At 41.9% G+C, this 15720-nt stretch carries 6 protein-coding genes; 1 reads left to right on the top strand and 5 read right to left on the bottom strand.

Annotated features, from left to right (window positions below):
• The first annotated feature begins 14 nt into the window (after positions 1-14).
• On the top strand, positions 15-1778 hold the full coding sequence (locus R2S10_RS05725) for a RagB/SusD family nutrient uptake outer membrane protein (protein ID WP_316839485.1): 1764 nt from the start codon (positions 15-17) through the stop codon (positions 1776-1778).
• Positions 1779-1836: 58 nt separating this feature from the next.
• On the opposite strand, the gene R2S10_RS05720 is transcribed toward R2S10_RS05725, so the two are convergent.
• The 5 genes from R2S10_RS05720 to R2S10_RS05700 form a co-directional block, all read right to left on the bottom strand.
• A complete protein-coding gene (locus tag R2S10_RS05720; protein WP_316839484.1) occupies positions 1837-2724 on the bottom strand; it encodes a PorP/SprF family type IX secretion system membrane protein in 888 nt (295 codons plus the stop codon).
• Between the two features lie 62 nt (positions 2725-2786).
• On the bottom strand, positions 2787-7085 hold the full coding sequence (locus R2S10_RS05715; RefSeq protein ID WP_316839483.1) for an Ig-like domain-containing protein: 4299 nt from the start codon (positions 7083-7085) through the stop codon (positions 2787-2789).
• Between the two features lie 27 nt (positions 7086-7112).
• Entirely contained in the window at positions 7113-8339 is a 1227-nt protein-coding gene (locus tag R2S10_RS05710; protein WP_316839482.1) for an exosporium glycoprotein BclB-related protein, read from the bottom strand.
• Positions 8340-8676: 337 nt separating this feature from the next.
• Complete coding sequence (locus R2S10_RS05705) at positions 8677-9171, bottom strand: SRPBCC domain-containing protein (RefSeq protein ID WP_316839481.1); 495 nt, start codon at positions 9169-9171, stop codon at positions 8677-8679.
• Positions 9172-9483: 312 nt separating this feature from the next.
• Positions 9484-15594: an MG2 domain-containing protein gene (locus tag R2S10_RS05700; RefSeq protein ID WP_316839480.1), complete on the bottom strand. Its 6111-nt coding sequence runs from the start codon at positions 15592-15594 to the stop codon at positions 9484-9486.
• Between the last annotated feature and the right edge of the window lie 126 nt (positions 15595-15720).

Raw genomic sequence — 15720 nt, 5'->3', positions numbered from 1 at the left:
TAAAACATACGATTATGCGCAATAATAAACTATATCTGTTGATGCTTATGGGCCTGATGTCTTTGGCAGCCTGTAAGAAAGACTTTTTGAATGAAACCCCTAAAACAAGCATTAGTGAAGCAGAATTCTGGAAAACTACCAGCGACCTTCAACTCTATGTCAATAATTTTTATACCGCTTTTCCCTCTACCATTAGTTCTTTCGGTTCGACAGGGCCTTACGGCTTAGATGCTGATCAGGGTAGTGATAACATGATTACCATGGGAGTGGATGCCACGCTAAATGGAACAAGGATCGTACCTGGTGTTGGTGGGGGTTGGGCAGTTGCCGATTGGGGGATGCTGAGGAACATCAATTATTTTATGGTGAATTACGATAAAGTAAATGCGTCCTGGGACAATAAAAAGAGCTATGTTGGTGAAGCCTTGTTCTTCCGAGCCTGGTTTTACTTTACTAAACTAAAGCAATTTGGCGATCTGCAATGGATCAATACTCCAAAGAATCCGGTCCTGGATCAATTGAAAGGGCAGCGTTTATCCAGAGCAGTCATTGTAGATTCTATCATGAACGACCTGGATAAGGCTGTTAGCTATTTGCCTTCTAAAACTAAGGCCCAGGCTTCCAGAGTAAATAAACAGATTGCACAATTGCTACAAGCCAGAATTGCACTTTTTGAGGGAACATGGGAGAAATACCATGCCAATACTCCTTTCGGAGTAGCGGGTTCTGATGGGACTAAATTTCTGAAAAAAGCAGAGCTGGTGAGTACCGAGCTGATCAATAATCCTGATGGAAATGGATTGGCAGCTACCCCAGGAACAGATGGTTATTGGAAGCTTTTCAATCAGACTAATTACAACGGAAATCCTGAAATTATGCTTTGGCGACAGTTCGATCTGAATGCTAATGGAGGTCATTACTGGCATCGTTACACCAATTCTGGTGCAGGTAGGGGAATCACCAAAAACCTGATTGATTATTACTTATGTACAGATGGAAACCCAATTTCCGGTAATCCATTGTATCAGGGAGATGCCAATCTGGTAAATGTGGTTAAAAACAGAGATCCAAGGATGCAACAAACGCTGTATGTAAATGATGGAAATCACATCGTGACCAATAACAGACCAAATGGAGTTGCTCCTGCGATTTTTGAATTGCCAACCTTCACGGCTGCAAATGAGCAGAAGCCAGCTACCGGTTACCAGGTTTATAAAGGACATAATCCCGATTATAACCAACAACAGGACAGAGGAACTACGGGTTATATCATTTTCAGATTTGCAGAAGCATTGTTGATTTATGCGGAAGCTAAAGCGGAGTTGGGAACTTTTAATCAGGCAGATGCCGATTTATCTGTGAACAAGTTAAGAAGCCGTGTTGGAATGCCTAATCTAAACGTAGGAGGCATTATGAATGATCCTAAATGGGAGTTCCCAACCCTGAGCCCGATTATCAATGAAATTCGTAGAGAAAGAAGAATAGAGACCGCCTGTGAAGGATACCGCAGAGATGATGTGTACCGCTGGGCTGCTGCCGATGAATTGTTTGTCGGCTGGAAACCTAAAGGTGCAATCCTTAGTCAGTGGAATGGATTAGTACCAGCAGCCAATCTTGCCAGTTATCCGGTGGATGTCAATGGTTATGTGGAGTTGTTTAAGAACATTCCAGCCATGTCTGCTGGATATCAGTTTAAGGTGTCAAGAGATTACCTGACACCGATTCCGATCAGTCAGATCAGTTTAAACCCGGATATGAAACAAAATCCAGGTTGGTAAAAAGAAAGGGCCGTATCCAGCAGATACGGCCCTTTCTTTTTATAGAAATAAATGGTTTCTACTTCCCGAGGCTTAGCCTGAGGTTCAGTTCAAAACTCCCATTGGTATAACCGCTAAGGGCAGAAGTTTGGGTGCTATACGATCCGCTGATCAGGTATTTCTTTTTAAAATCCATCCCCAGTCCAAAAGACGCATTTTCGGAACTGTGGTACATGGCCATCGCAAATACCTGCTGATTGGCCAATCCCAGCTGTACACCTGCATCCCAGATATTGTCAAATCCTTTCACCCCGCGATAAGCCACCTTCGGCTCAGCATCAATTCCTTCAGGACCTTCAGAGATTTGAATCTTGTAACTCGCTGCTGTATAAAATGTAGCCACATCCGCCATTTTAACGGTTTCCTTTTTGAGTAAGCTTTTCAGGTTCGGAAGGGCAACCTGTAAGGATAGCTTGTTAGAGGTATAGGCTACCCCGAAATCACCATCCAGATAAGTCTTACGGTCGTTGTATTGACCAACACCAGGATCATTTGGATTCCCATAAATGTCTGAATTCTCCAGTCGCTGGGACATGAAACCCATAGAGACTCCAAAGTGTAACTGATCAGAATTGTCATTTAATTTCAAATGATAAGCATAACTACCCAATACCCGGGTTTGTCTTTGCAGACCAGCGCTTTCATTGTTAACCGATAAGCCAATTCCGACCTTGCCAAAGCCATAATCCACCGTTAGATTTTGAGTCAAAGGTGCGCCAGGAACATTGTCCCACAATTTACGATAGGCACCATTTATTTTTAGGCCACCAGAATATCCTGCAAAAGCTGGATTAATTACATATTGGTTGATGTAATACTGGGACGACAAGGGGTTTAATTGTGCTTTAGCTGAGCTTCCTGCTGCCAGAAAAATAACTGCTAAGCCTATTTTATGTATGATTTTCATAACGCTTCGTAATGGTAATGAAGCCTGCATAGCTGTTAAAAGCAATGCAGGCTTCGTGAATATTAATTTTCTCTGATCACAGTAATGAATCCTCTGAACTTAGGAGTATTCGTTCCAAAGTCTATGATGTAATAATAGGTTCCTTCTTCCAAAGGACTACCATTGATCATGGCATCCCAGCTGTTGTCATAGCTTTTCTTCTGGAATAGAATTCTTCCTCCTTTATCAAAAACTTTGACTTCATTGTTCGGATAGAAATCAATATTGTCGATTACCCATTTGTCATTGTAACCATCACCGTTAGGAGATAAGATATTGGTGGCTTTGATTAGCGCCAGATCATTCAGCACACTTAGGGTAAAGGTTTGTGAAACGCTACATCCGCTTACATTGGTTGAAGTTACCGTGTAAGTAGTGGTTTGAGAAGGTCTTACCTTAATTGAGGCAACGTTTAAGTCGCTAAGCACACCCTGGCTGTTAGCCCATACATAGTTCGTCCCACCACTAGCGGTTAGTGTTACTGTGGCTCCTTTACTCACCTGATTTCCATTGTCGCTTCTGATTGCCAGTGTAGGCAAACCATTCACACGGACTAAAAAGGAAAGGGTATAGGTATCGATGCCACCATTGTCTGTACCACCATCATCTTGCACTTTTACGGTAACAGTACTCAATCCAAATGCAGCATTTTTTAAGGTATAGCTTAAGGTTGCTGTAGCACCGCTACCACTGATACTTAAATTATCAAATAGCGCTGGGTTGTTGTTACTCACACTTAATGTAGTACGCTGACCGCTTTCTGGTCCGGCACTGATCCCTGCTAGATTGAGCCTTTGAGTAGCCGAGGTAACGCAAAGAATTTGATCAGCTATTGCAGAAAGGGTAGGTGCTTCATTGACATCCGTTAAGTTGATGGTCAGCTCTTTCTCCAGCGAATTGTTGTTTTGTGTGCTGGTTCTAACCCTGATTTTATAAACTGATTTGCTTTCAAAATCGAGTGCTGTAGCGCTAAACAACTTATTGCCGTTGATGCTAAAAAGATTGTTGTCGGTAGCTCCTGCACCATTTACCAATGCATAAGTAAAGGTTGCATTAGGGTTCTCGGAAGTACTGCTTAGTGTGCCGGCATTTGCACCAGCTGCCTGATTCTCATACAAGGTCACATTGGCCAGACTGAGGCTTGTCGGCATATCAGGTTTAATGGTTAAGGTTCCTGTCCGATAAGTAAAGCTATAATTGTCGGCAGTTGCAGCACTTGCAATGATGTCGTATTCACCAACCGGACTCGCCTCATTTGCGCTGGTACTGGTGGTGGGTAGGCTGCTCAATACTGATTTGCTTTCTCCGTTAACGAAACCATTATAACTAACCGTCATTGTTGGGATAACAGCGCCAAAGTATTTTACCTGAGGATCAGCAGTGATGATCAGGTCCTTTTTGTTTATTGTTAATTTTCCATTGGCATATACCAGATTGTAATTGCTGAGTCCGCTTCCTAAAGCCGCTGATGGCAGGATGTTATAAGCTGAACCGGCAACATTCGCAGTTGCCGCTGCACCGCTACTGTTCAATGTTACACTGGTAATTGCATCTCCAGTAATCAATCCTGGAGCTGTAAATTCTGTTCCGTTGAATACAGAGGCATCACCATATGTTTTGCTCCGATTGGTAGCGGTAATGGTTAGCATCTTTGGATTAACACTAAGTGTTTGTTGAACAATAGGCGCTGGATTGAAGGCCGCGTTTCCTGGCTGACTGGCTCTGATAATCGTGGTTCCAGCTTTTAATATGGTTGCAGAGTTACCGGAAATGGAAACAATAGCAGGATCATCAGCCGTATAAGTTACGGGTAGATTTGCCGAAGAATTTAAACTTCCAAGACTGAAAGGAAGATCACCATATATTTTTTGGTCAATGCCATTAAAGGTGATGCTTTGGTTCTGAGTAGGAATTGCAGAAACGATATCACTTAATGCGCTAATATTACCAGCCTTATCGATTGCTGTCATTTGGTAATAATAGGTCTTGCCATTAACTAATCCGGTTTGCATATAGCTCAAATGACCCTCGAGCATAGCAATTAGGCTCATTTGCGCTGGATCTGTTCCAGTGTAAAGTTGGTAATAAGCCACATCTGTTTCTGTATTGGCTGTGTAGTTTACCTTAATCTGTTGGTTGCCGGCGGTCAGTAAGATTCCTGATGGAGCTGCAGGAACAGTTTTGTCGAAGGTCACAGTTCCTGAACCGCTGCTAACAGACAGGCCTGGATTTCCACTTGCATCCTTGAAGCTGATCTGAAAAGGGACTAAACCTTCTGTATCCGTAGCACTGAAAGTATAGGTAGCAGACCAGTTATTGAGATTCGCAGTTGGAATAATAGTATGACCTGCAATGCTGACTGTTGGCGTTGCAATGGTCTCATTGGAGGTAAAGCTCAGAGTAGCGGTGTTGCCCACTTTAGCTATAACCTGATTCATGAGACCGTTGAAGGGGTTAATGTTGTTGGATACGATCCTTACTGCTGATAAAGTAGGGCTGGTATGGTCAAATGTATATTTCTCCCCTGTGAAATCTGTAGTAACAGCGTTTCCTGCAATATCCACGGCTCCTGTAGCAAGAAAATTCAAGCCTATCTGACCATCTCCGGTAACACTGCTCAGGCCAACAAAGTATACCATGTTGTCTGTCGTAGAGATAGAACCTTTAATTCCTGTGGCGGTACCAGATTGCACTAAGCTAAAATTACTGGAATTCAGGTTGTATACCTTTTTAGAGAAAGTAACTTTAAAACTTACCCCTGTTGCATTGCTAGGATTCGCATCCACCCGCGCAATACTATTGATCGTTGGTGCTGCAGTGATAATGGTAACTGAAATGCTTTCAGAAGCAACGCTGATATTTCCCGCAACATCTGTTGTTTTTGCACTGACGATATGTACGCCAGGGCTTAAAGTATTTGAGGTAATCTGCCAGATGCCTTCAATAGCAGGACCAGTCCCAATTACCGTTGTTCCATCTGTACCACCATAAAGCGTAACTGTTGAGTTTACTTCTGCAGCGCCGTTAAATAAAAGGCTGGTCAGATTTGTGATACGGTCTGTATTGGAAGGACCACTGTCGCTGGCTGCCGCAAGTTTAATTGAGGTAGGCGCCTCAGGAACTGAGGTGTCAAAGGTCAGAGCCGGTTTAGTACCCGCAGTACCAGCGTTACCATAAATATCATTGAAACTGCCTGCAGGAATGGTAATACTTGCGGTTCCGCTATTGACTCCGGTTGTAGGTGTGAAGGTAGCGCTATGTATTAAACCTGTACCTGAAATAGCGCTCAAAGTACCACCGGTAACCACAATATCCCCAACACTGCCATCCCAGGTAAACGAGTTGCCTGGATCCTCAGAGAAAGCAAATGTAATTGTTGCAGTTTCAGCTGCTTTTAAACCAGGGACACTACTAGTAATTGAAACTGTAGGACGAGCAGTGTTGACAGTAACTATGATAGAATTGGAAAGTGCACTCACATTTTCGGCAAGGTCTCTTGCTCTTGCAGTAATGGAATGCGTATCGTCGCTGAGTATACTCGTTCTGATCGACCAGACTCCTCCGGTAGCTATCCCGGTTCCAATAATCGTTACTTCATCGGTATCATATAGCGTAACCGTTGATCCATCTTCTGCAGTACCGGTAATCACAGGTGTGTTCAGGTTAGTGAATCCGTCTGAATTCGAACTGCCACTATCGCTCGCCGGATCCAGTGCAAGTGCTGCAGGAGGGTTCGGTGCTATGCCATCAATTATCAGGTTTTTATTTGTGCCCAGAGAACCAGCGCTGCCAGGTGTAGGTAGCGTTAATGGCGCAATAGCGTTCATAGAATTTTTAATGGTACTCGATGCAGGTAGTGTTAATGCGTTAATCGAGGTATAATCAAGATCTGGAGCATTTTCCCCATCTGCTACGGTATAGCTGAAAATGAGGGTGTTGCTTCCTGATCCCGAAGCATATATCGCCTTTCCAGCACTATTTAGTGCGAGTTCAGGCTTACCGGTTACGTATACTTGCTGATTAAAGCTAAGGGTAATCTCCAGTACAGCTCCGGCTTTATAAGCTGCATCCTGATTTGTGGCGCTTACATTCGTTATTGCAAAAGACAGTAAGCTTTGGTTAAAGCCTTGTGTAAGCGTAGGGTTGCTTCCAATAGTTTGAATGGCGACTTCCCCAACAGTAAAGGTATATTTGTACCCACCGGGTATCGATAGGGTCGTACCGGCGGTGCTGATAACAGCGGGATTTGCAGATTGTGCATTTGCATTTAAGCAAGCCAAAATGGCAACCCATAACAATATAATTGTTTTAAGGTATCTCATGTTGTTTGTTCTAGGGTTGGCTTAATTTTATTCAATGTTGATTCCTGCACTAACGTATCCAGCAACACTGTTGATCAGGGTTAAACCTGTTGCCGAAGTAGAAAATACCAATAAATAACGTGTGTTGGCAGTTACCGGGATGCCTAAGCCGGTTGTCGAGCCAGAAACGGAATTACCTACAGAAAGAATTCCAGTAAGGGCCGATAAAGTAACTACAGCTCCAGGTACAACGCTGAAAGAATTATTAGGTGTAGTACTGGAGTACAGTTGTGCCTGGACAGTTAGTGCTGTACCAAGTAAAGATAATGCCATTGTATTACTGAAATAAGCGCTAATGCTGGTTAATGTACCAGATCTAGGCGAAGAAAATGCAAAATTAGCAACGACGCTAGGCCCTCCGCTAAGGTCAATAGTCCCACCCAAAGCGGAAACGGTACCATTGTTCCCAAAACCAATTGCTGCCATTGTTCCAGGTAAGCCTCCTAAAACGGAAGTCATCGATACAGGAGATCCAGAAGAAAATGGTATAATAGCACCTTTAGCGGTACCACCACCGCCACCGGCAGCTACATCATCTGCATCAGCCACTTTTTTCCAGGTTCCAGCTTTTGAAAAATAGAAACCTTTAGTGCCAGCCGTTTGATATACTAGTAATCCATCAGCCGGGTTAACAATATTTGTGGCCGAAGTTAATCTTGGAATCAATATTCCTTTGCTGCTGGATGCGATATCCAATACTGCTGTAGTTGCCGGCACAGTTCCTGTAGTAAGTCCAATACCAACACTTCCAGCAGCAGTTTTATAGATAATATCGTTGCCATTTGCTACCCACTGGTTGTCTTTGCTCGTCGTTGCAGTAGCAGCGTTTAAAGCATAAGGAACACTAGCCAGTTCCGTCGTTCCTAATAAGGTGTAGCTGCTACCTCCGGTAATATCTATTTCTACTTTTAGGTATTTATTGCCGCCAGCCCAGTCTATATTAGAAAAACTACTGCTTGGATTTGCTCCTGTTCCTATTTGTAAATTGATCAATCCAAATTCGTTGGTTTGAGGAGTCTGTTGTTCCTGGTATAAAGGAGCGCCGACAGGTCCGTTTTGTATGGTAAACCGGAGTCCGACAATCTGATTTGGTAGGGGTTGTCCGGTTGTAGTCCTGATGACCGCCTGGTAGTTTACCTTTTGAGGGGCGTTCTGTGCGAAACCATTTAGTACAAATAAGAATAGAACGAATAGTGAAAACGTTGCTTTTTTCATGAGAGTTTGATAAGTGTGATTAATTTAAATTTGAGTAATGTTTTGAACTTCCATAGGAAGGTATAGCGAATGGCAGCAGAGCTGAAGCCAATAGCTGAAATAGTAGTATAGGGGCTTACACCTAATCTTCGCTGAGCGAAAAAAAAAGAGGTAAAAGCGCAAGAAATGCTGGCAATGAAGTTGGAGAGCGTCATAACAGGCAAGAAAATACGGCGTAAATATAGCTTTTGTCTATAACAAATTACTATTTTTTACTAAAACGCGCAAATTTTTTCTTGATTAAGAACAATATTTATAACGAGGATCCTAGGAAAGAAGGAAATCTGTCACTTGAATGCTAATTGTTGATCATTGGTTTCAGCTGCTCATCTTTATTTCTAAGGTCAAGCCCACCTTCATAAACGGATTTCAGGTTTAGCAGATAAAAAGCCCATCCCGATGCACAACCCAGTCTGATGAACTGTTTGGACTGCTCGTCCGTAGGAATGTTATGCTGTCTGAGTTCTACGATCGTGTATCCGGATTGCGCTTTTAAATTCACATCAACCAGGCATGCTCCTTCAAAGCTAAACTGTAAAAAGTCTTTGCCATTTGCCTGTTTAATCTGACCAGGCATTACATCATCATACAAATGCCATACCCAGGTATAGGCAGTACCCGCATTGATATTTTGCTCTCGGGCAATCAGGGTATCCTCATCGTCTCTAAAGACAACTTGTTTGAGAAACCACTTTTCCAATTCTTCTGCCTGGGTCCAGGCATTATAAATCTCTGCTAATGGGGCCTTAATAGCGATGGTTTTAGTAAATGATGTCCAGTCAAAATTATTCATAAATGATCGTGATAACGTACTCTAAGTTAAGCTTCTTGAATTAAAAATAAAAGAAAATTTCAATAGTAATTGATGCTGCTTCTTCATGTATCCGTATGTTTTATAGAAAGAATCGGAGTTCCCTCTTTTTTTTATTAGCTTCGGTTTTGCCTTAATATAGATGATGAGCTGTGATTTACTGTCCGGTGCTGAATTAGTAACTGCTTTAAAAGAAGGAGAAGAGGTTTGGCTGATTCCTTTTCTTGAAAAGACCGCCCCTAAAAAGGCGGTCTTTTGTATGGTAGAAAAGATAGCGTCATCAATAAAATCGCTTTATTGATCGCTTTTGGAAAGGATCATTATAGAATTGCTATAAGCAGTGATTCCAGGCTGATATAAACACTGCAATACTGCAGGTCCATTCCTGAAATTCCCTTCCTGACTCACAGTTACTTCATAGCTGAATTCCGATCTCCCGGAAGGTAGGAAATCAATGAATAATTGCTGTCCGGTATCCCTGATGGCCTGATAATAACGGATGCCATCCAGATACCTTTGGCCACTGCTATGTTCAATGGGTTCAAAACCTGCAGCACGCTTATCGTCGATTTGCAGAAAGCGTAGCGGTTGGGCAGTTTCAACCCTAAGTATAACCTTAACTTTATCGCCTATTTTTACACCGATAGCAGGGTTAAGTGCTACCCAGGCCGATTTCTTAGGGTCAAAAACGGAAAGCTTTTTGCTCAGTTTAACCTTGGTATTCAGGCTGTCTACATTCGCTGAAGTACTGAAATAGTACCAGGTAAATCCAGCAGTAGCACCAGGATTTGCATGGGCGGTGATGGTTAAAGGTTTTGAAAGCGGAACGAACTGTGTAGGTGTTCCGGTTAACAGGTTGTTGGACACTTTGATTTGCTGACCTGCAACCTTTGCAGACACTGAATCTGGCTGGTAACTGGTAGCCAATTCCGCTGAGGCTTCAATCATTTCAATGGCTGCTGCGGTTCCAACAGTACTTGTCCAGTTGTTGCCCTGCCTGCTACCAAGTATCCATTTAATAAGACCATTGTTTACTGATTTGTTTTGAGCAAATGCCTGATGAAGCATGGCGATGGTTTCTTCTTTGGAATGGTTTAAATCCTCGTTGTTTGAAATCTCTTTCCAACGCAATCCATGTTGGTCATCCTGGATAGCTAGCTGAAGAATCTGTTTTCTTTGTGATTCAATTCCAGAACTGATCGCCTCATCTGGGAAAGTATATTTTGAAGCTACTGTGATCCACAATGCCTGTGTATATAAGGTGTTTCTATCTATCGTTTTGTGTTCCTGTACCAGCGTCTCTTTGATTTGTTTCAACACAGGAGCTGCTATTGGGTCGGTAGTTTTCCAGAAGGATCTGGCATAGGCATAGTAGAGTGAGGCATCTGCTTTATTGTTCGAGAAATAGAGGTCTGAATAGGTGATCAACTTCTTTATAAATTGCTCATGTTGCCCTTGATTCGGAGCTTTCCAGCCCGCTTGCTGGAGCTGGCCAAATCCTCGGATCAGGTAATTGGAAATCCAATTGTTAGTTTGGCCGCCTTCAAACCATGGTAATCCGCCATCTCCATTTTGCATTTTGTACAGCTTCTCTAAATGAGCCGCTATCACCTTTTTATTGGCGCTAGGGTCTAAGATTTGATACAATTGTTTTTGTTGTTTAGCCGTTCTGTTGGCCAGGTTTAACCAAGGGGTAGCAGCCTCGCTTAGCTCATCAGGCAGCACAGATGTACTGGTATCTGGGACTATTTTTTTACTTGCCATATCAAAGGCCTCCTTGATCGCTGGCGTAGTTTTCATCAGTTTTTCAGCGGTTAAAACTGCAAATAACTTGTTGAACGTTTGCTCAGCGCAGTCATAAGCGTAATTTGCCAGATAGGGTAGAGCATAGAGAATTGCAGCTTGTGGCTTAGGATCAATGTACATACTCATTCCATATATTTCAGCATCTGCAGGTAACTGTGGCGCTTTTAATAAGCTGTCTTTTGTAGAAAAACGAACAGGGAATTGCTGGCGGACAAATGTTTTCCGGGATATGATGGGAAGGGTATGTTCTTCTGCATCTGCCAATCCGCCACAGATAACCCTGGTTATAATTTTTAAAGGGTTCAGCTGATTTTCAGGTACTTTAAAAAAGAAACCATCGCTGCCTGTTTGTTTGGCGGCGAGTTTAACCATTTTAAGCGCTTGTTTGTTTAACAGTTTTTCAGTTAGGTCTTCACCGGTTATGGCATCCTCAATCCTGCAACTGAACTTCACATCCATTGCTATGCTGTCTAAATTGCTGATCCTGCTTTTTAAAAACAATTCATCACCTTGATACAGCAGCCTTGGCATATTGGGTTGAACCATGAGGTTAAGCTGGGTGTGTAGTTTACGTTCTGCATAGGCAAATAAGCCTTTCTGAGTATGTGCCAGCATTTTCCAGTTCCATGCAGTTGCAGTTTGTGGCATGGTAAAACTAAAGGTATACAGGCCATCTTTATCGGCATATACATTTGGATAGAAGAACGCAGTTTCGTTAAAGTCCTTACGAACGATGGCTTTTGGCTCTGCAGGTGCATTTGGCAATATAATTTTTCCTTTTGTGTTGATGATGAGTACCCCATTGGCTGCGGAAGAACCATAAATTGCGACCGCCTCGGCGCCTTTTAATACCAGGAATTCTGATTCAGAAGTGGTTTTTAAATCGTCCAATGATCCGGTGTAAGGAATACCATCTACAATAACCATTGCTTGATTGGCAGCCGACAGACTACTTTTTCCCCGAATTTTTATAGAGGATGTGCTGGAGTAACCACGCATCACTACAACTTCCTGAAGTGTATTATTTGCACCATTGCCCACCGGGATGCTCAAACCAGGAACACGACCTTGCAATTGGTACATTATTGAATTCCCATACTCGCTCTGATCATTAATGAAATCATTATTCAGCGGCCAGTAGCGCTCAGGACTACTGTTCAGAATATCCTTCAGCGTGTAAGTCCAAATATTGTATAAAGATAGGTCAGGGTAGTCTTTATTAGGTTTATTCCAGTAATGCGGTTCAAGTTTGTCTAATGAAGCATCATACATCACCGTCATGAGTTGTGCAGCGATATTTTCCTTAGTCGTTTTAATTGAAACGCTAAATGTTTCCTTAGCACCTGGAGCTAATATCTTTCTGTACTTCTCAATAATTATTTCAGGCGCTGCGACGTCATCAGTCTTTAAATAGAAGCTTTCCTGGGTGGTGTACAGTTGGTTATTCAACACATACACTTTGCTGAGGAGCAAGCTTTGTATGGCATCCTTAGGGATGTTTAAGGAGTAGATTTCCAGTCCCTTGTCTTGGTTTGAATGATTGTAAGTGATTTTTCTGGCCAATCCCTTAGCGGTCTTTATATAATAACTTAAGCTATAAGTAACATAGGCGCGGTCTGGCAATGCGCTATAATAAGTAATTTTTTCTCCTTGACTAACGCTATTTATAGGTAGGTAACTAAAGTCAGCAGGAGCAGTTCTCTCCTGACTGTCAAACACCTTAAAATTTACGCTGGACTGCCCGGTCAGTTGTCCTGATTTTTTAGTAGTACTCAGTAATTCATAGGCAGCAACAGGTAGCAACTCTTTGTTGAGTTCGAATTTTCCTGCCTCATCCATAGTCACTTCCTTGCTAAAGACCAATCGCTTATTTTGCTTGGTGGCCATATCTTGTTCCAGGTTAGGGAACCATTTTTTTAGTTCCTCTTTTCTGTACAGCCATTGATCAACGGTCTTATTGTTTAAGGTGTCGGGTACTTCTTCCAGTTGGTAAAGACTAAGCGTAACACGATCTGGCTTATAACGGGCGATTTCTGATTTGGCATTGATACTGAGGGTAGGCAGGTCTTTACGATCATAGTGACTCGCTAGCGGAACATTAACTTTAACTGGCCAGGATGAAATGCTATACTGGTCATTTAGTGCCGTGCTTTCCCCTGTAGACTCAGTGGCAGTAGCCTCAAGCTGGTAGTTGCACAGCAGTTCTTTGTCTGTCGTTTTCAAGGTAACAGGTTCGGCTTTTACCTGAATCAGCAATTCTCCTTTTTCATCGGTATAGCCAATGGTGTCTAGAATTTCTTTTTTCTCATTATTGTAAACCGTCGCTACTCTGAAGTTTCTTTCCAGCCGATACGCAATCTTTACATTTTTTAAATCTGCTCCGCTGAGGGATTTTACCTTTAACTTTAGTTCGAAAGCTTCACCTGGCATTGGTGTTTCTTTCGGTTTTTCCATGGTCATTTCAAGACTTGGACGTTTATACTCTTCAACCTTGAAATTTGCATCCTGAGTCTCTAAATCATTAGTTGTAATTTCCCAATTTCCTGGCAATACGTTTTTAGCGATCAGGAATGAACCTGAAAAACTGCCATAAGCATCAGGTTCAAACTTAATGGTATCTATAGTCTTATAATTTGGATCTCTTAAGCTGAGCTTTGGATTATTCTCTTTCAACCACTTTCTTAAATAAGGACTGTTCTCCTGATTGAATACTTCAGTTTCCCCGGTAACGAGGTTTTTGGTCAAGAGAATGGCTTTGTAAAATACCCGCTGTCCGGGTCTGTAGATACTTCTGTCGGTATAGATATGTAAGCGGCTCTTTTCGCTATAGAATTCATCAAGGTCATCATCATTATGGGGGCGTTTTTTTGACAATGCCTGAGTCGGAGAACTATATTGATGATCCAGACTATCTTTTCCCGAAGTCAATAGGAATTGATTGACCCTTTTCCCTCCAATGATGACACATCCTTTTGCATCAGATTGAAAATAGGAAATAGGAGTTTTTGCAATAGTTATTTTGTGATTGTTGTTTTCAACCTGGTAGCTTGACTTAACTTTTACCCCGGAGACTGGTTGCCCGGTCTTTCTGTCCAGCACCATAAAACGGTCGTCTATGTTTACCGCTGCAAGGTTTGTAACCAGGAATCTCAACTCTTCTATGGCTGCTGTATCATTAATAGCCACTGGCTCATTTATAGAAAATAAGATCGCATAAGCGCCTACCGGGAGCGCATCTATTTTTAGATAAGCAGCATGCTTGTCATAATCATCTGGTAAGTTGGGTAGGGTAAAGCTGGAATCCCTAAAAGAAGCTTTCTTTAAGAAAGCAATTATTCTATCTGATTTGAGCTTGGAGAACTGCTCTTCAACTCCGATTTTAACTATTCTGTAATGTAAAACACGGGCATTTCTATATTTCCCTGTAATCAGGATTGGCTGTCCGGGAATTTGTCTGTTTTCCAAACGAAACCTGAATTCTTTGGCTTTAATCTTTTTAAGTAATTGTTCCAAATGGGTTTTATAGACCGGAAATTGATCTAAAGTTTGTTTGTTTTGTTCGTATATCTTTACTGCGAGTCCAAGTTGTCCTTTGTATTTATCTTCAAATTTAAATCCATACTTACTCCCCTCTATAAAGTGAATTAAGAATAGCTGGTACGCTGCAGTTGCATCCAATAACTTGTGTTTAGAAGACAGATTTTCATGTAGATAGCTTTTCCAGGCTTTTGCTACATTTTCATCAAGGGGATATTGTACATATAAGAGGTATTTAAAAAGTGACTGTATATATAGGGATTTCTCTGAATCAGCTTTATACCGCTCCATCCAATTCAGATAACAACTGAATAGTGCGGAGTCTGCTGATTTCGTCCCGGTTATTTTTCGGATTTCCTGAAGGAGTTCCGTTGGATTCGCCAGAATTAATCGACTGGCTTGTTGTTCATCGATATAAATAACTGAAAGTTTGTTGTTTGAAACTTCATAAACAATGTTTTCAGAAATGATCAGGTCCGCCAGATCAGGTGGAAATATCAGTTGATTTGCACTGGAAGATAGCCAACGCAATTCTTCTGAAATTGCTCCCGTGTTTTGGCTCAGCGCTAAGGCTAAGGCCGTTTTGAAATGATACTTTATAACACTATCTGTTTGCTGAGGAATCATTCCCGCATAATTGTATTTTTGGCTTTTTGTTTCATTGCTGCCTGGCTTGAAACGTATACCCTTCCTCCTGAATTCTTGAATCCTTTTGGCTTGCAGCAAATGCATCATTGTTTTTAAAAGTTTTGAAGAACCAGGGGCTAGCAATGTGCTGTCTATAAATGCACTGTTTTTGAAGAAAAGGCTGTCCTCCGTTTTTAAATCTTTGATCTGCATACCGTAGTATGAATACCTGGCAAATGCGATGTCGTTCCCCTTTAATCTTGCTGCGGATTTCTCCTGGTTGACTTTGTTTAGTGTTTCCACCAGGTTTTTCTTTGTAGCGATCGCTGTTTCAAGAGTGGTCCAGGAGTCTTTAGTTAAGGACTGGGCATAAGCACCAGTAGTGGTTAGAGCGAATGCCAATAGCAAGGCCAATAAAAAGGAGCGAAGATTCATTGAAAGATATTTGAGCGTAGTTGTAATTTTATGAAATGTAAGTATTAATTATCTTTATTGGAAGTTTTAATTGGTGCTTGGAAAATGATTGCTCTTTTTGTGTTTTTGATTTAATCAAAGATTGAT

Origin of the sequence: Pedobacter gandavensis (assembly GCF_032678745.1) — a bacterium.
In the GTDB taxonomy this organism is placed as follows: Bacteria; Bacteroidota; Bacteroidia; order Sphingobacteriales; family Sphingobacteriaceae; genus Pedobacter; species Pedobacter gandavensis_C.
The sequence above is the reverse complement of the archived record's forward strand: the minus strand, read 5'-3'. Positions and strand labels throughout refer to the sequence as shown.